The sequence below is a fragment of the Serratia sp. 1D1416 genome, from assembly GCF_003641105.1.
Taxonomy (GTDB): Bacteria; Pseudomonadota; Gammaproteobacteria; order Enterobacterales; family Enterobacteriaceae; genus Serratia; species Serratia ficaria.
Genome location: NZ_CP032738.1, coordinates 5,386,923 through 5,403,353, shown reverse-complemented (window position 1 = coordinate 5,403,353; position 16,431 = coordinate 5,386,923). Strand labels below are relative to the sequence as shown.

14 protein-coding genes are annotated in these 16,431 nt (G+C 62.2%); 8 read left to right on the top strand and 6 right to left on the bottom strand.

Annotation, left to right across the window (positions count from 1 at the left end; all coding sequences use genetic code 11):
- Positions 1-247: 247 nt before the first annotated feature.
- From menD to menE, 5 genes are read left to right on the top strand one after another with little or no spacing between them, the layout of a single operon-like run.
- Positions 248-1,921, top strand: a complete 1,674-nt coding sequence (gene menD, locus D7I37_RS26230) for a 2-succinyl-5-enolpyruvyl-6-hydroxy-3-cyclohexene-1-carboxylic-acid synthase (RefSeq protein WP_129544705.1) — start codon at positions 248-250, stop codon at positions 1,919-1,921.
- A complete protein-coding gene (menH, locus tag D7I37_RS26225; protein ID WP_061795818.1) occupies positions 1,918-2,688 on the top strand; it encodes a 2-succinyl-6-hydroxy-2,4-cyclohexadiene-1-carboxylate synthase in 771 nt (256 codons plus the stop codon). Before menD ends, menH begins: the two co-directional genes overlap by 4 nt.
- Positions 2,689-2,698: 10 nt before the next feature.
- Positions 2,699-3,556 (top strand): 1,4-dihydroxy-2-naphthoyl-CoA synthase, encoded by an 858-nt coding sequence (gene menB / locus D7I37_RS26220; protein ID WP_095098538.1) that lies wholly within the window; start codon positions 2,699-2,701, stop codon positions 3,554-3,556.
- Entirely contained in the window at positions 3,556-4,527 is a 972-nt protein-coding gene (menC, locus tag D7I37_RS26215) for an o-succinylbenzoate synthase (RefSeq protein ID WP_095098536.1), read from the top strand. Before menB ends, menC begins: the two co-directional genes overlap by 1 nt.
- The gene (gene menE / locus D7I37_RS26210) at positions 4,515-5,900 is read left to right on the top strand and encodes an o-succinylbenzoate--CoA ligase (RefSeq protein ID WP_129544704.1); all 1,386 of its coding nucleotides are present in this window, start codon (positions 4,515-4,517) and stop codon (positions 5,898-5,900) included. The genes menC and menE overlap by 13 nt, the downstream gene beginning before the upstream one ends.
- Before the next feature lie 83 nt (positions 5,901-5,983).
- Here menE and katA read toward each other — a convergent pair whose 3' ends face one another.
- Positions 5,984-7,420 carry a catalase KatA gene (katA, locus tag D7I37_RS26205; RefSeq protein ID WP_061795822.1) on the bottom strand — a complete coding sequence of 479 codons (1,437 nt, stop codon included), beginning with the start codon at positions 7,418-7,420 and terminating at the stop codon, positions 5,984-5,986.
- A gap of 337 nt (positions 7,421-7,757) precedes the next feature.
- Between katA and D7I37_RS26200 the strand changes: the two genes are divergently transcribed.
- Complete coding sequence (locus tag D7I37_RS26200; RefSeq protein WP_061795823.1) at positions 7,758-8,300, top strand: YfaZ family outer membrane protein; 543 nt, start codon at positions 7,758-7,760, stop codon at positions 8,298-8,300.
- A 48-nt stretch (positions 8,301-8,348) separates the two neighbouring features.
- Here D7I37_RS26200 and tyrP read toward each other — a convergent pair whose 3' ends face one another.
- On the bottom strand, positions 8,349-9,557 hold the full coding sequence (gene tyrP, locus D7I37_RS26195) for a tyrosine transporter TyrP (RefSeq protein ID WP_061795824.1): 1,209 nt from the start codon (positions 9,555-9,557) through the stop codon (positions 8,349-8,351).
- A gap of 244 nt (positions 9,558-9,801) precedes the next feature.
- Here tyrP and D7I37_RS26190 point away from each other — a divergent pair, with 244 nt between their 5' ends.
- Together D7I37_RS26190 and D7I37_RS27610 are read left to right on the top strand one after the other, a co-directional pair.
- Positions 9,802-10,998, top strand: a complete 1,197-nt coding sequence (locus D7I37_RS26190) for a nicotinamide mononucleotide deamidase-related protein YfaY (RefSeq protein ID WP_129544703.1) — start codon at positions 9,802-9,804, stop codon at positions 10,996-10,998.
- Positions 10,999-11,225: 227 nt separating this feature from the next.
- The gene (locus D7I37_RS27610; protein WP_073970250.1) at positions 11,226-11,369 is read left to right on the top strand and encodes a Hok/Gef family protein; all 144 of its coding nucleotides are present in this window, start codon (positions 11,226-11,228) and stop codon (positions 11,367-11,369) included.
- A 70-nt stretch (positions 11,370-11,439) separates the two neighbouring features.
- On the opposite strand, the gene yfaE is transcribed toward D7I37_RS27610, so the two are convergent.
- The 4 genes from yfaE to ubiG all read right to left on the bottom strand — a co-directional run bounded on the left by yfaE (position 11,440) and on the right by ubiG (position 16,346).
- Positions 11,440-11,700: a class I ribonucleotide reductase maintenance protein YfaE gene (gene yfaE, locus D7I37_RS26180; RefSeq protein WP_061795826.1), complete on the bottom strand. Its 261-nt coding sequence runs from the start codon at positions 11,698-11,700 to the stop codon at positions 11,440-11,442.
- A gap of 3 nt (positions 11,701-11,703) precedes the next feature.
- A complete protein-coding gene (nrdB, locus tag D7I37_RS26175; protein WP_061795827.1) occupies positions 11,704-12,834 on the bottom strand; it encodes a class Ia ribonucleoside-diphosphate reductase subunit beta in 1,131 nt (376 codons plus the stop codon).
- Positions 12,835-12,893: 59 nt separating this feature from the next.
- Positions 12,894-15,182, bottom strand: coding sequence for a class 1a ribonucleoside-diphosphate reductase subunit alpha (gene nrdA / locus D7I37_RS26170; protein ID WP_061795828.1), 2,289 nt, complete (start codon positions 15,180-15,182; stop codon positions 12,894-12,896).
- 438 nt (positions 15,183-15,620) lie between these two features.
- On the bottom strand, positions 15,621-16,346 hold the full coding sequence (gene ubiG / locus D7I37_RS26165; protein WP_061795978.1) for a bifunctional 2-polyprenyl-6-hydroxyphenol methylase/3-demethylubiquinol 3-O-methyltransferase UbiG: 726 nt from the start codon (positions 16,344-16,346) through the stop codon (positions 15,621-15,623).
- Between the last annotated feature and the right edge of the window lie 85 nt (positions 16,347-16,431).

Below are 16,431 nucleotides of genomic sequence, written 5' to 3'. Positions count from 1 at the left end.
CTGCGCGGACGGCCCTTTTTTATCGGCGGGCCTTTGGCCTGGACGGCGGAGCTTGTGATGTTTATGTGATTTTTATGTTTTGTTGTTGTGATGAATCTGCGTATTGACCGGCATAAAGTCGCGGAGATATACGGCGTTCTTGCGCTGGCGCAAAAGTTGGCAAAACAACACCCCATATAATACCGGGCATAACTTTTGGCGCGGCAGCGCCAGAGAGGGCCTCAGCCAACTGACCTGTGAGCGAACTATGTCGACAAGTGTTTTTAATCGCCGATGGGCGGCATTGCTGTTGGAAGCGCTGTCCCGCCATGGGGTGCGGCATGTCTGTATCGCTCCGGGCTCGCGTTCCACGCCGCTGACGCTGGCTGCGGCGGCCAACGGGTCTTTTATCTGCCATACCCATTTTGACGAACGCGGGCTGGGCCATTTGGCGCTCGGCCTGGCGAAGGCGACGCGTGAGCCGGTGGCGGTGATCGTCACCTCCGGCACCGCCGCGGCCAATCTTTACCCCGCGCTGATCGAAGCGGGGCTGACGGGCGAAAGGCTGGTGTGCCTCACCGCCGATCGGCCGCCGGAGCTGATCGACTGCGGCGCCAATCAGGCCATTCGCCAGAATGGCCTCTACGCCAGCCACCCCGCATTGCATCTCGATCTGCCGCGCCCGACGCCGGATATTCCGGCCAGTTGGCTGGTGTCCAGCGTTGACAGCGCCATGGCGCGCCTGCAGCACGGCGCATTGCACATCAACTGCCCGTTTGCCGAACCGCTGTACGGCGGTGATGAACGGCGTTATGCCGAGTGGTCGGCGGCGCTGGGCAGCTGGTGGCAAGACGGCGCCCCCTGGCTGCGCGAGCAGGACGCGCGCGCGGTGCAGCCTGAGCCTGACTGGTTCTTCTGGCGGCAGAAACGCGGCGTGGTGGTGGCCGGGCGGATGAGCGCCGAAGAAGGGGCGATGCTGGCCGAGTGGGCCGCCATGCTCGGTTGGCCGGTGATCGGCGACGTGCTGTCGCAGACCGGGCAACCGTTGCCCTGCGCCGATCTCTGGTTGGCGCGGCCGCAGGCTCAGCGCATTTTGCAGGAGGCGCAGCTGGTGCTGCAGTTTGGCGGCAGCCTGACCGGCAAACGCCTGCTGCAGTGGCAGGAAGGGTGCCGCCCCGAAGAATATTGGCTGGTCGACGCGCTGCCGGGGCGGCTCGATCCGGCCCATCACCGCGGGCGCCGCATCTGCGCGGCGATAGCCGAGTGGCTGCCGCTGCATCCGGCACAGCCGCGCAGCCCCTGGGCCGGCGAATTGGCGCGGCTGGCGGAGCAGGCGCTGGACGCGGCTTCCTCCCATCTGATTCATCGCTTCGGCGAGGCGCAGCTGGCGCATCGGCTGCCTGAGCTGCTGCCGGAAAACGGCCAGCTGTTCCTCGGCAACAGCCTGGTGGTGCGTCTGGTCGATGCGTTGACCCGGCTGCCGGCCGGCTATCCGGTCTACAGCAATCGCGGCGCCAGCGGCATCGACGGCCTGATATCCACCGCCGCCGGCGTGCAGCGCGCCACCGCCAAACCGACGCTGGCGCTGGTGGGCGACCTTTCCGCACTGTATGACCTCAACGCGCTGGCGCTGCTGCGGCAGTGCTCCGCGCCGACGGTGCTGTTGGTGGTCAACAACAACGGCGGCCAGATTTTCTCGCTGCTGCCGACGCCGGAAGACGATCGTCAGCGTTTTTACTGCATGCCGCAGGACGTGGAATTCAGCCACGCGGCGGCGATGTTCGGGCTGCGCTACGCGCGGCCGGAAAGCTGGGACCAGCTGCAGCAGGCGGTGGCTCAGGGGTGGCGCCGCGTTGGCGCGACGCTGATCGAGCTGCAGGTGCCGCCCAGCGACGGGGCCGAGAGCCTGCAGCAGCTGATACGACAGATGGCGGTGCAATGATGCTGGCGACACGCGTTTTACAGCGGGGCGAGGCGGATCGTCCCTGGCTGGTTTGGCTGCACGGCCTGCTGGGCAACAACAATGAATGGCGGGTGATCGCCGCGCGCTGCCCCGAATGGCCGTCGCTGGCCATCGATCTGCCCGGCCATGGCGATTCGGTCGCCGTGGCTTGCCGCGGCTTTGACGATATCAGCGCGCAAATCAGCGCCACGCTGCAGCTGCATGACATTGAACGCTACTGGCTGGTGGGGTATTCGCTGGGCGGGCGCATCGCCATGTATCACGCTTGCCATGGCCGGCTTCAGGGCCTGCAGGGGGCGATCATCGAAGGCGGCAATCCGGGGCTGGACAGCGAAGCACTGCGCGGCCGCCGCCGCGAACAGGATGCCGCCTGGGCCGAGCGTTTTCGCCATCAGCCGGTCGCCGAGGTGCTGGCGGACTGGTACCGGCAGCCGGTGTTTACCGAGCTCAGCCAGGTGCATCGGCAGGCGCTGATCGCCGCGCGCTCCGGCAATAGCGGCGCGGCGGTGGCCGATATGCTGGAGGCCACTTCGCTGGGCCGGCAGCCCTGTCTGGCGCCGCAGCTGCGGCAGCTGGCGGTGCCGCTGCGGGTATTGTGCGGTGAGAACGACCCCAAATTTCAACGGCTGGCGCGCGACGCCGGGTTGCCGTTGCGCATTGTGCCGCAGGCCGGACATAACGCGCACCTGGCCAACCCGCAGGCGTTCGTCGCCGAGCTGCAGGATTTTCTCGTTAACCCAGGTTAAGGAACCGAATATGCGCTATCCGAATGAAGAACAGCTGTACGCCGCCGTCGACTGGCGGGATTGCTCCGGCGATTTCACCGACGTTCTGTATCACAAGTCCGCCGACGGCATCGCCAAGATCACCATCAACCGGCCGCAGGTGCGCAACGCATTTCGCCCGCACACGGTAAAAGAGATGCTCGACGCGCTGGCCAACGCCCGCTATGACGACGGTATCGGCAGCATTATTCTCACCGGCGCCGGCGATCGGGCCTTCTGCTCCGGCGGCGATCAGAAAGTGCGCGGCGATTACGGCGGCTACCGCGACGACAGCGGCGTGCATCACCTCAACGTGCTCGATTTCCAGCGCCAGATCCGCACCTGCCCGAAACCGGTGGTGGCGATGGTGGCCGGCTACGCGATCGGCGGCGGCCACGTGCTGCACATGATGTGCGATCTGACCGTCGCCGCGGACAACGCCATTTTCGGCCAGACCGGGCCTAAGGTCGGCTCTTTTGACGGCGGTTGGGGCGCATCCTACATGGCGCGCATCGTCGGCCAGAAGAAGGCGCGTGAAATCTGGTTCCTGTGCCGCCAGTATGACGCCGCCGCCGCGCTGGAGATGGGGTTGGTCAACACCGTGGTGCCGCTGGCCGATTTGGAAAGGGAAACCGTGCGCTGGTGCCGTGAAATGCTGCAGAACAGCCCGATGGCGCTGCGCTGTCTGAAAGCGGCGCTGAACGCCGATTGCGACGGCCAGGCCGGGCTGCAGGAGCTGGCGGGCAACGCCACCATGCTGTTCTACATGACCGACGAAGGCCAGGAAGGGCGCAACGCATTCAATGAAAAGCGCCAGCCGGACTTCAGTAAATTCAAGCGTAACCCGTGATGCGTAGCGCGACGCTGTACCGCTACAGTGTGCCGATGGATGCGGGCGTGGTGCTGCGCAATCAGCGGCTGAAAACCCGCGACGGCCTGCTGGTTCGGCTGCGGCAGGGCGAACGGCAGGGCTGGGGCGAAATCGCGCCGCTGCCGGGGTTCAGCGAGGAAACCCTGGCGCAGGCGGAACAGGCCGCGCTGGCCTGGCTGCCGCACTGGCAGGCGGGAGATGACCCGGTCGACAGCCCGCTGCCGTCGGTGGCGTTCGGCCTCAGCTGCGCGCGGGCCGAGCTGGAGCAGCGGCTGCCGCCGCAGGCGGATTACCGCAAGGCGCCGCTGTGCACCGGCGATCCCGATGCGCTGTTCGAGGCGCTGGCCACGCTGCCGGGCGAGAAGGTCGCCAAGGTGAAGGTGGGGCTGTATGAGGCGGTGCGCGACGGCATGATTGTCAACGTGCTGCTGGAGGCGTTGCCGGAACTGCGCCTGCGGCTGGACGCCAACCGCAGCTGGAGCCGCGCCAGGGCCGACGGCTTCGCCAAGTACGTTAATCCGGCGTTGCGCGATCGCATCGCCTATCTCGAAGAACCCTGCCGGACCCGCGCGGAATCGCGCGCATTTGCCCGAGATACCGGCATCGCCATCGCCTGGGACGAAAGCGTGCGCGAGCCCGACTTCGTGGTGCGGGCCGAGCCGGGCGTGGCGGCGATCGTCATCAAGCCGATGCTGACCGGCAGCCTGGAACGTTGCCGCGGGCTGGTGGATCAGGCCCATGCGGCGGGGCTGACGGCGGTGATCGGCTCGAGCATCGAGTCCAGCCTGGGCTTGACCCAGCTGGCGCGCATCGCCCACTGGCTGACGCCGAACACCGTTCCGGGTTTGGATACGCTGGGGTTGATGCAGGCGCAGCTGCTGCGGCCCTGGCCGGACTGTCGGTTGCCGCTGTGGGGTACATCCGCGCTGGCGTGTCTATGGCGCCGTTGAACGATTGGCCGTGGCGCCATTGGGCGCAGCGCCAACCGCAGGCCACGGCGCTGATCGTTGGCCGGCAGCCGGTGAGCTGGCTGGCGCTGCGGCGCCAGGTGGATGAACTGGCGGCGCATTTTCAGCATCAGGGCGTGCAGGCGGGGAGCGGCGTGGCGCTGTGCGGCAACAACAGTTATCCGTTGCTGCTGGCCTATCTGGCGCTGCTGCAGTGCGGCGCACGGCTGTTGCCGCTAAATCCGGCGCTGCCGGCGGCTCAGCTGACCGCGCTGTTGCCCGAGCTGGCGGTGGCTTTCGCTTTCAGCCCCGACGCGCTGCCGGCGTTGCCGACGTGCGTCATCCCACTGACTTCGCCGTCTACCGAGCCGCGCCGGGCCGACCCGCCGTCCTGGGATCCGCGGCGGCTGGCGACGCTGACGCTGACCTCCGGCTCCAGCGGCATGCCCAAGGCGGCGGCGCACAGCTATGCCAATCACCTGGCCAGCGCCGCCGGCGTGCGGCAATTGATGGACTTCCGGCGGCAGGATCGCTGGCTGCTGTCGCTACCGCTGTTTCACGTTTCCGGGCAGGGCATCGTATGGCGCTGGCTGTCGGCGGGCGCCGCGCTGGTGGTGCGCGACAGGCTGCCGCTGGCCGAGGCGCTGGCGGGCTGTACCCATGCCTCGCTGGTGCCGACCCAGCTGTGGCGGCTGTTGGCGCAGCCGCTGGCGGGGCTGAGGCTGAAAGCGGTGCTGTTGGGCGGCGCGACTATCCCGCCAGACCTGACCGGGCAGGCCGAGGCGGCGGGCATTCGCTGCTGGTGCGGTTACGGCCTGACCGAACTGGCCTCGACGGTGTGCGCCAAGCGCGCCGATGCGCGGCCGGGCGTCGGTTTGCCGCTCGCCGGTCGTGAGATAAAACTGGTGGACGAAGAGGTATGGATCCGTGCGGACAGCCTGGCGCTGGGCTACTGGCGTGATGGCGGCCTGCAGCCGCTGGCGGACGCTCAGGGCTGGTTCCGCACCCGCGATCGCGGCGTGATGGCGCAGGGTGAGCTGCGCATTCTCGGCCGGTTGGACAATCTGTTCTTTAGCGGCGGCGAGGGCGTTCAGCCGGAAGATATCGAACGCCTGCTGCTGACCCATCCGCAGATTACGCAGGCGTTCGTGGTGCCGGTGGACGACGCTGAGTTCGGTCAGCGGCCGGTAGCGGTGATCGACAGCGCAACGTCGCTGACGCTGGGGGCGCTGCTGGCGTGGTCGCAGGGCAAGCTGGCCAACTTCCAGCGCCCGGCGGCGCTGTTCGCCTTGCCCGACGAATTGAAACAGGGCGGCATCAAGATCTCGCGCCGCCGGCTGCAGCAGTGGGTGGCGGCGCAGACGTCGCTCGCATAAAAAACTGCACCTTACTCAGTTGGGTGTCCAACTTTTGGGGTGCAGTTCAGGGGCGCGGGCGGCTTTAATTCAGACCCTGCGGTTTACTTCAGGCCCAGCGCTTTGGCCACGCCGGCGCCGTAATCAGGGTGCACCCTGGTGAACAGATCGACCTGGCGGCGCTGGATCTGCTCCGGCACCTGCGACAGTTCGCCGGCGATGCGGGTGAACATGCGCTGGTGTTCTTCGGCGCTCAACAGGTTAAACAGCGCACGCGGCTGGCTGTAGTAATCGTCGTCTTCGCGGTGGTTCCAGTGGTCGGCCGCGCCTTCGATGCTCAACGGCGGTTCGCTGAAGTCCGGCTGCTCCTGGAACAGGCCGAAACTGTTCGGCTCGTAGGTGGCGCCGTTGCCGCTGTTGCCGTCCACCCGCATCGCACCGTCGCGGTGATAGTTGTGGAACGGACATTTGGCGCCGTTGACCGGGATCTGATGATGGTTGACGCCCAGGCGGTAGCGGTGCGCATCGCCGTAGGAGAACAGCCGCCCCTGCAGCATCTTGTCCGGCGAGAAGCTGACGCCCGGCACCACGTTGGCCGGGTTCATCGCCACCTGCTCAACTTCGGAGAAATAGTTGTCCGGGTTGCGGTTCAGCTCGAAGAAGCCGACGTCGATCAGCGGATAGTCGCCATGCGGCCACACCTTGGTCAGATCGAACGGGTTGTAAGGGGTTTGCGAGGCTTCGTGCTCCGGCATGATCTGGATCTGCAGCTTCCAGCGTGGGAAATCACCGCGTTTGATCGCCTCGAACAGGTCGCGCTGCGAGCTTTCGCGATCCTTGGCGATGATCGCTTCCGCCTCGTCGTCCATCAGGTTCTCGATGCCCTGTTGGCAACGGAAGTGGAATTTCACCCAGAAGCGTTCATTGTCGGCATTGATAAAGCTGAAGGTATGGCTGCCGAAACCGTGCATGTGACGGTAGGATTTCGGGATGCCGCGGTCGCTGAAATCGATGGTCAACTGGTGCAGCGACTCCGGCAGGTGGGAGAAGAAGTCCCATTTGTATACCGGGTTGCGCAGGTTGGTGTGCGGATCGCGTTTCACCACGTGGTTGAGGTCGGGGAATTTCAGCGGATCGCGCAGGTAGAATACCGGCGTATCGTTGCCCACCAGATCCCAGTTGCCTTCTTCGGTATAGAACTTCATCGCGAAGCCGCGGATATCGCGTTCGGCATCGGCGGCGCCGCGTTCACCGGCGACGGTGGAGAAGCGGATGAACATGTCGGTCTGCTTGCCGATTTCAGAGAAGATTTTCGCGCGGGTGTATTGGGTAATGTCGTGGGTGACGGTAAAGGTGCCGTAGGCGCCGGAACCTTTGGCGTGCATGCGGCGCTCGGGGATCACTTCGCGGTCGAAGTGGGCCAGTTTTTCCAGGAACCACACGTCTTGCAGCAGCATCGGCCCGCGTTTGCCCGCGGTGATCACGTTGTTGTTATCGACAACCGGTGCGCCGGCTGCGGTAGTCAGTCCTTTCTTGCTCATCACTTGCTCCTTATCGTATTGCAACTGAGTTGATACTCGGGCGGTTTAAGCGTTCATCATCATAGTCCTGCCGGTAGGCTTTTCCCCTGACCGGGGTCAAAACCACTACTAGTTGTAGACCTTTAGCCGCCGCTCGGCAAATAGGTGCGAGTTATCGCTGGCGTCGGCGCCGCGAATTTGATTTCTGTTTTCACAAATTTACATTTCTTTGATTAGTTAAGCATTTTTTCGCTTTTATCCCTTAAAGAGTCGTTGTGCTTTGGTATAGACTCGTGACGGTATTATTGGCAGTTGACTCGATCATTCTGAATGGATGACAAAACCAGAGGGAAAGATGATGAAAAAGACTTGGGTCGCGTGCGCGGCAGGCCTGCTGTTGGTGACCGGTTCGGCGAGCGCCGTCAGCCTGTCTGGCGAAGCCGGGGAGCATTATACCAATCTGGGCGTCGGCATGAGCACCGGTTCTTCCGGCCTGGGCCTGACCGGTAACTGGGCGCGCAGCGACCATGACGGCAACGTCGGCAGTCTGGGGTTGAACTTCGGCGTGCCGCTGGGGCCGTTGACGGCGACGGTGGGCGGCAAGGCGCTGTACCTCAGCCCCAAAGACGGAAAAAGCGGCGGGGCGCTGGCGCTGGGCGGCGGCCTGGAGTGGGTGATTAACCGCTATTTCAGCCTGCACGGCGAAGGGTACTTCGCGCCGGAGTCGTTGACCAGCGGCGTCAAGGCCTATAACGAGGCCAGCGGCGGCCTGCGCTGGAATGTCTTCCGTCCGCTGAGCGTGGACGTGGGTTACCGCTACATGCAGATGGCAGGCAAGGACGGGCGCCGCGACAACACGCTGGCCGATGGTCCGTACATCGGCGTTGGCCTGAGCTTCTGACGCAGCAAAAAGGGGGCTTGCGGCCCCCTTGTTTCGACAACCAATGAGTTACCCCACCGCGGGCAGCATGCCGCTGGCGATGCCCAGCTGAATGGCAATGACCGTGACCCCGCAGACAAACACCAGCGCCAGCGCCGGCGTGCCGCCCCAGACGCGGTATTGCGCCTGATGCTTCTGACGCGTTTTCCACACCAGCAGCGACGGCAGCAGCAGCGCCAGCACCGACAGCGCGATGGCGGCGAAGCCCAGCGCCAGCACGAAGCCGCGCGGATAGAACAGGGCGAAGGCCAGCGGCGGCAGGAAGGTGATGGCGCCGGTCTGCAGGCGGCCGCGCACGTTATCCCGCCGTTTGAACAGGTCGGCCAGGAAATCGAACAACCCGAGCGCCACGCCGAGGAACGAGGTGGCCAGCGCCAGATCGGCGAACAGATGCACCGCCAGCTCCACGTGCGGTGAGGCTACCGCGTCGCGCACCGCCTGCAGCAAGCCGTTCAGCCCGGCCTGCTGGGCCAGGATGCCGACGAAGGTGTCGGAGCTGATGCTGCCCAGCGTGGCCAGCTGCCAGAAGATGTAGGCCACCAGCGGAATGGCGCTGCCGATGATGAATATCCAGCGCAGCCGGCGAATGTTGCCGCCCATGTAGTTGACGATGCTCGGCACGCTGCCGTGAAAACCGAAAGAGGTGAAGATCACCGGGATGGCGGAGAGCGCCAACCCTTGCTCCAGCGGCAACGTCATCAGGTTGGTTTGGTGAATATTCGGCAGCATCAGACCGAGCATCACCACCAGGAACACCACCTTGGCGCTGAACAGGATGCGGTTGAACAGGTCGACCGAATGGGTGCCGATGCAGACTACGCCGCCGGCCACCAGGGTAAACAGCAATACGCCGAGCGTGGTGGGGAAGTCCTGCGACGTCCACTGGCTGATGCTGGTCGCCAGCAACTCTCCGGCGCCGCTGATGTAGGCGGCGGTCAGGGCGTACATCAAAAACATCATGCTGAAGCTGGTCAGCCATTGGCCGCCGCCGCCGAGGTAGCGTTTGGCGAGGGTGCCGAGGCCGGTATCCGCCTTCTCGTGCTGGTAAACCTCAACCAGCAGCAGCGCGGTGTAACACATCAACAGCCACAGCCCGACCAGTAAAGCCAGGGTAACGCCGAAGCCGACGCCCGCCGCCGCCAGCGGCATCGCGAGCATGCCGGCGCCGATGGAGGTGCCCGCCACGATAAAAACACTGCCAAGAGTGCGATTCTTCACGTTTTTCTCTACCAGCCAAAGATTTTGGAAAATTATAGGTAACTAATTCTGAGTGCGGCAGGATAGTTGATCGACTATTTTGTGTCAAACCGACGTTACGGCTTGTGTTCAATAATGTTTACGCCGGGGTGGGCGGCGCGGCGGCGCTAAAAAATGCCCCTGAGCGAAATTATCCGGCGACGCTTAGTGAAAAGTTATTTACAGGCTTCTATAGTGGAATGACCAGAAAATGTGGGAGAGATCAATGTTAAGGGTGGAGATGCTCAGCACCGGTGACGAAGTGCTGCACGGGCAAATTATTGATACCAACGCCGCCTGGCTGGCGGACTTTCTGTTCCAGCAAGGCATGCCGATGAGCGGGCGCGAAACGGTAGGGGACAGCCTCTCCTCTCTGGTCGAAACGCTGCGGGAGCGCAGCCATATCGCCGATGTGCTGATCGTCAACGGTGGGCTGGGGCCGACCAGCGACGACCTCAGCGCGCTGGCGGCCGCCACGGCCAGCGGCGTCGGGCTGGTCGAACACGCCGAATGGCTGGCGCGCATCGAAGCTTATTTTGCCGAACGCGGCCGGCCGATGGCCGCCTCCAACCGCAAGCAGGCGCAGATCCCGGCCAACGCCGAAATGCTGGACAACCCGGTCGGCACCGCCTGCGGTTTTGCGCTGCGGCTGAACAAATGCCTGATGTTCTTCACGCCGGGCGTGCCCTCCGAATTTAAAGTGATGGTCGAACAGCAGATAGTACCGCGTTTGCGCCAGCGATTTACCCTGCCTGAACCGCCGTTGTGCCTGCGCTTGACCACCTTCGGCACCTCGGAAAGCGATCTGGCCGCCGAACTCGACGGCATGCCGTTGCCGCCGCAGGTGGTGCTGGGGTATCGCTCTTCCAGCCCGATTATCGAACTGAAGCTGACCGGCCCGGTCAGCCAGCGCGCAGCGATGGAGCAGGCCTGGGAGCGGGTGCGCGCCGTGGCGGGGGACAACTGCATCTTTGAAGGCACGGTCGGCCTGCCGGCCCTGCTGGCGCAGCGCTTAACGCAGCAGGGGCTGAAGCTGGCGCTGAGCGAGCAGTTCAGCGCCGGGCTGATCAATCTGCAGCTGCAGAGCGAAGCCGCGCCGCTGGCCGGCGGTGAATTGCTGCCCGCCCACTGTGTCGAAACGCTGGAAACCAGCCTGGCGCGCGCCCGTTCGCTGGCGGAGCTGACCGGCGCGCCGCTGGCGCTGGCGGTCAGCGCCATGAGTGACGAGCAGGTCAGCGTGGCGCTGCATACGCCGCGCGGCGGCATCGGCCAGACCGTACGTTATCGCGCATCTCGCCACGGGCTACGCCTGCGCCAGGAGTCGGTGGCGATGCTGGCGCTGGACATGCTGCGGCGTTGGCTGAATGGCGAGCAGGCATGTGGTAAAAACGCCTGGTTGGAGATCGTTGAAGTCATCGAGTAACAATGCTTGATGGTGGTGATATATCCCTTATTAATCATAATATTATAGGGGATATTCGCGGTGGGAGAATGCTGTTACTCTCAGTGCGGGTGCTTGAGACTGTTCGTCTTGGGCATTGTGTGACAAGGCGGATAGATGAAAGCCCCAGACTGACTCTCAATCAGAATGGGGCTGCACATACCGCCTAGACACCGGTATGGTAGCCCCTTCACAGCAAGGAGGCAAGCATGTATAAAAAACATGCGCTATACGCGTTAACTGTTGTATGTATTACGGTTTTGATATTTGTATGGATGATGAAAGATCGCTTTTGCGGGTTGGAAATCTACCAGAAAGATATCACTGTCCTAATGACGTTAACCTGTATGTGAAGCGGTAAATCATAGGGCGGGGGCAACCCCGCCTTCTGGTCTCCTGGCGCGGTTTCAGGCACCCAACCCATTAGATTTCCAGCTCGATATCGGTCAGCGGCATGCAGCAGCAGGGCAGGATTTCGCCGTCGTTGATAAACGCCAGCGGCTGTTGGCGATAGGTCACTTCCCCTTTCACCAGCTTCAGGCGGCAGGCGCCGCAATAGCCGGAACGGCACTGATATTCCACCTGCACGTCGTGCAGTTCCAGCACGTCGAGCAGGCAGCTTTCGCTTTTCGGGCAGGGCAGCTGCGCACCGGCGGTGCGCAGCGTTACGGTTGGCGTCGCCATCGCTTAGAGTTCGAAGTCGCTCAGGTCGTCGGCGTGCACTTCCGAGTCGATCTGGCCGACCAGGTAGGAGCTGACTTCCACTTCCTGCGGCGCGACCTGTACGTTGTCGGACACCAGCCAGGCGTTGATCCACGGGATCGGGTTGGAGCGGGTTTCGAACGGCAGGCCGAGGCCGACCGCCTGCATGCGGATATTGGTGATGTACTCCACATATTGGCACAGAATGTCTTTGTTCAGGCCGATCATCGAGCCGTCGCGGAACAGGTATTCCGCCCACTCTTTTTCCTGCTGGGCGGCCAGCACGAACAGATCGTAGCACTGCTGCTGGCACTCGACGGCGATTTCCGCCATTTCCGGGTCATCGGCGCCCGAGCGCATCAGGTTCAGCATGTGCTGAGTGCCGGTCAGGTGCAGCGCTTCGTCGCGGGCGATCAGTTTGATGATCTTGGCGTTGCCTTCCATCAGTTCGCGTTCGGCGAAGGCGAAGGAGCAGGCGAAGCTGACGTAGAAGCGGATCGCTTCCAGCGCGTTGACGCTCATCAGGCACAGGTAAAGCTGCTTCTTCAGCGCGCGCAGGTTAACGGTAACGGTGTTGCCGTTCACCTGGTGGGTGCCTTCACCCAGCAGATGGTAATAGCTGGTCATTTCGATCAGATCGTCGTAGTAGCCGGAAATGTCTTTCGCGCGCTTGAGGATCTCTTCGTTGGTGACGATATCGTCGAACACCAGCGCCGGATCGTTGACGATGTTGCGGATGATATGGGTGTAAGAACGCGAGTGGATGGTCTCGGAGAAGGACCAGGTTTCCACCCAGGTTTCCAATTCAGGAATGGAGATCAGCGGCAGCAGCGCCACGTTCGGGCTGCGGCCCTGGATCGAGTCCAGCAGCGTCTGGTACTTCAGGTTGCTGATGAAGATGTGCTTCTCATGATCCGGCAGCGCCTGATAGTCGATGCGATCGCGGGACACGTCAACTTCTTCCGGACGCCAGAAGAAGGACAGCTGCTTCTCGATCAGCTTTTCGAAGATTTCATGCTTTTGCTGGTCGAAACGGGCAACGTTAACCGACTGGCCGAAAAACATCGGCTCCAGCAGCTGGTCGTTTTTATTCTGAGAAAAAGTGGTGTAAGCCATAAACCTGAATCCATCGTAATAGAAGGGGCCGGAAAATTCCGGCCCGCTGTGTTAAAGCTTTAGATTTTGCAGGCGCCGCTTTCGCAGTCGTCATCGCCGGCCTTGGTTGGCTGCAAATCTTCCTGTACGTCTTCCGCACCGTCGCGGGTGTTTTGGTAGTACAGCGTCTTGACGCCAAACTTGTAGGTGGTGAGCAGGTCTTTCAACAGCTGCTTCATCGGCACCTTGCCGCCCGGGAAACGGGTCGGATCGTAGTTGGTGTTGGCGGAAATCGACTGGTCGATAAACTTCTGCATCAGGCCGACCAGTTGCAGGTAACCGTCGTTGTTCGGCATTTCCCACAGCAGTTCGTAGTCGTTTTTCAGGCGCTCGTACTCCGGCACCACCTGGCGCAGGATGCCGTCTTTCGACGCCTTGATGCTGATATGGCCGCGCGGCGGCTCGATGCCGTTGGTGGCGTTGGAAATCTGCGAAGAGGTTTCCGACGGCATCAGCGCAGACAGGGTCGAGTTGCGCAGGCCGGTTTCCTGGATGTCCTTGCGCAGGGTTTCCCAGTCGTAGTGCAGCGGCTCGCTGCAGACGGTATCCAGGTCTTTCTTGTAGGTGTCGATCGGCAGGATGCCCTGCGAATAGGTGGTTTCGTTGAACCACGGGCAGGCGCCCTGTTCCTGAGCCAGACGGTTGGAGGCTTTCAGCAGGTAGTACTGAATGGCTTCGAAGGTCTTGTGGGTCAGGTTGTTGGCGCTGCCGTCGGAGTAGCGCACGCCGTTCTTCGCCAGATAATAGGCGAAGTTGATCACGCCGATGCCCAGGGTGCGACGCCCCATGGCGCCACGGTGAGCGGCTTTGATCGGGTAGTCCTGGTAGTCCAGCAGGGCGTCGAGAGAACGCACCGCCAGGGTCGCCAGCTCTTCCAGATCGTCCAGGCTGTCGATGGCGCCCAGGTTGAAGGCGGACAGCGTACACAGGGCGATTTCGCCGTTTTCGTCGTTGACGTCGTCCAGCGGCTTGGTCGGCAACGCGATTTCCAGGCACAGGTTCGACTGGCGCACCGGCGCGATCTGCGGATCGAACGGGCTGTGGGTGTTGCAGTGGTCGACGTTCTGGATGTAGATGCGGCCGGTAGAGGCGCGTTCCTGCATCATCAGCGAGAACAGCTCAACCGCCTTCACGCGCTTCTGGCGAATGCTGTCGTCCTGCTCGTACCGGGTGTACAGGCGTTCGAACTCGTCCTGATCGGCGAAGAACGCATCGTACAGGCCCGGCACGTCGGACGGGCTGAACAGGGTGATGTCCTGGCCCTTGATCAGGCGCTGGTACATCAGGCGGTTCAGCTGCACGCCGTAGTCCATGTGGCGCACGCGGTTGCCTTCAACGCCGCGGTTGTTTTTCAGCACCAGCAGGCTTTCCACTTCCAGATGCCACATCGGGTAGAACAGCGTCGCTGCGCCACCGCGCACGCCGCCCTGCGAGCAGGACTTAACGGCGGTCTGGAAATGCTTGTAGAACGGGATACAGCCGGTGTGGAACGCTTCACCGCCGCGGATCGGGCTGCCCAGCGCGCGGATGCGGCCGGCGTTGATGCCGATGCCGGCGCGCTGCGAAACGTATTTCACGATGGCGCTGGAGGTGGCGTTGATGGAATCCAGGCTGTCGCCGCACTCGATCAGCACGCAAGAGCTGAACTGGCGGGTCGGGGTGCGCACGCCGGACATGATCGGCGTAGGCAGCGAAATCTTGAAGGTGGAAATCGCGTCGTAGAAACGTTTGACGTAGTCCAGACGGGTTTCACGCGGGTAGTTGGAGAACAGGCAGGCGGAGACCAGGATGTACAGGAACTGGGCGCTCTCGTAGATCTCGCCGCTGACGCGGTTCTGCGCCAGGTATTTGCCTTCCAGCTGCTTGACTGCCGCGTAGGAGAAGTTCATGTCACGCCAGTGATCGATAAAGGAGTCCATCTGCTCGAACTCTTCAGCGCTGTAGTCTTCCAGCAGATGCTTATCGTACTTGCCCATCTCTACCATGCGGGTCACGTGAGCGTGCAGCTTCGGCGGTTCGAACTGGCCGTAAGCCTTTTTGCGCAGGTGGAAAATCGCCAGGCGGGCGGCCAGATATTGATAGTCCGGCGCATCGCGGGAGATCAGATCGGCAGCGGCTTTGATGATGGTTTCATGAATGTCGGCGGTTTTGATGCCGTCATAAAACTGAATGTGCGAACGCAACTCTACTTGAGAAACCGAGACGTTGTTTAACCCTTCCGCGGCCCAGTCGATGACCCGGTGGATTTTGTCGAGGTTGATGCGCTCTTTACGGCCATCGCGTTTAGTTACAAGCAGACTTTGGTTCATGTGGTGTTTTACCTGTCCGTATGGTGCCCCTAAGCAGAAGTGTAGTAGCTCTGCTCAGTATGTAAACACTATATATAGGGGTTGTATGTCGGTGAGGTAACAAGATAGTGAGAAAACAGGGCGTTTGCAAGTGAACAAAACCGGCCTAATTTGTGGATAACTTGGGGGTGAAATGTGACTTCCTGTTCTGAGTGCGCGCTGTGACTGGCGCGGCAAGCTTGTCAATATCCGGGATAAGATTTTACTGAGGATTTGAAAAACGTGATCGTTTGCCGCTTTATTAAACGTTAGAAAAAAACGGCATATTGATCTGATTTAATATTCTAAAAAACTGTTTACATCGCGCATTTTGATCGAAAATCGGGAAACTGGGTATTTTTCCTAACGCCGATACGGCGCCTGGCCCCGGAGCGCCAGGGCCGGCGCGGCTCAAGGCGATTAACCTTCGTGTTGCGTATGAACCATATAGTTCACATCAACGTTGCGGCCAAGCTTGAAACGATCGGTGATCGGGTTGTAATGCAGGCCGATCATGTGCTTTTCGCGCAGCGGCGTGCCGTCGACCCAGCCGATCAGTTCGGAAGGGCGGATGAACTTCTTGTGGTCATGGGTGCCCTGCGGCACCATCTTCAGAACGTATTCCGCGCCGATCACCGCCATCAGCCAGGCTTTGGTGTTGCGGTTGATGGTGGAGAAGAACACGTGGCCGCCCGGCTTCACCAGATGGGCGCAGGCGCGCACCACCGAGGCGGGATCGGGAACGTGCTCCAGCATTTCCATGCAGGTGACCACGTCGTAGCGCTGCGGGTTCGCCTGGGCGTGGCTCTCGACGGTTTCCTGCACGTAGGTGACGTTCACGCCGCTCTCCAGCGCGTGCAGCCTGGCGACCTGCAGCGGCTCGCCGCCCATGTCCAGGCCGGTCACCTGCGCGCCTTCGCGCGCCATGCTTTCAGCCAGAATGCCGCCGCCGCAGCCGACGTCGAGCACCTGCTTGTCAAAAATGCCGTCGGCGCGCTGCATGATGTAGTTCAGGCGCAGCGGGTTGATGCGGTGCAGCGGCTTGAATTCGCCTTCCAGATCCCACCAGCGGGAGGCGACGGCCTCGAACTTGGCGATTTCCTGTTGGTCAACGTTTTGCGCGCGGCTGGATGATTCTGCATTCATGGGCTTGTCTGGCTCCTTGTTCTCGTTGCGCGGATTATACATGTTCCGGCGCAGCCCCGTCTGCGCCGATGCGTTTTTACCGCAC

Bases quoted from the DNA above. Each gene is read 5' to 3' on its own strand.
- menD (WP_129544705.1), top strand. From the start codon at position 248: ATGTCGACAAGTGTTTTTAATCGCCGATGGGCGGCATTGCTGTTGGAA.
- menH (WP_061795818.1), top strand. From the start codon at position 1,918: ATGATGCTGGCGACACGCGTTTTACAGCGGGGCGAGGCGGATCGTCCC.
- menB (WP_095098538.1), top strand. From the start codon at position 2,699: ATGCGCTATCCGAATGAAGAACAGCTGTACGCCGCCGTCGACTGGCGG.
- menC (WP_095098536.1), top strand. From the start codon at position 3,556: ATGCGTAGCGCGACGCTGTACCGCTACAGTGTGCCGATGGATGCGGGC.
- menE (WP_129544704.1), top strand. From the start codon at position 4,515: ATGGCGCCGTTGAACGATTGGCCGTGGCGCCATTGGGCGCAGCGCCAA.
- katA (WP_061795822.1), bottom strand. From the start codon at position 7,420: ATGAGCAAGAAAGGACTGACTACCGCAGCCGGCGCACCGGTTGTCGAT.
- D7I37_RS26200 (WP_061795823.1), top strand. From the start codon at position 7,758: ATGAAAAAGACTTGGGTCGCGTGCGCGGCAGGCCTGCTGTTGGTGACC.
- D7I37_RS26190 (WP_129544703.1), top strand. From the start codon at position 9,802: ATGTTAAGGGTGGAGATGCTCAGCACCGGTGACGAAGTGCTGCACGGG.
- D7I37_RS27610 (WP_073970250.1), top strand. From the start codon at position 11,226: ATGTATAAAAAACATGCGCTATACGCGTTAACTGTTGTATGTATTACG.
- yfaE (WP_061795826.1), bottom strand. From the start codon at position 11,700: ATGGCGACGCCAACCGTAACGCTGCGCACCGCCGGTGCGCAGCTGCCC.
- nrdB (WP_061795827.1), bottom strand. From the start codon at position 12,834: ATGGCTTACACCACTTTTTCTCAGAATAAAAACGACCAGCTGCTGGAG.
- nrdA (WP_061795828.1), bottom strand. From the start codon at position 15,182: ATGAACCAAAGTCTGCTTGTAACTAAACGCGATGGCCGTAAAGAGCGC.
- ubiG (WP_061795978.1), bottom strand. From the start codon at position 16,346: ATGAATGCAGAATCATCCAGCCGCGCGCAAAACGTTGACCAACAGGAA.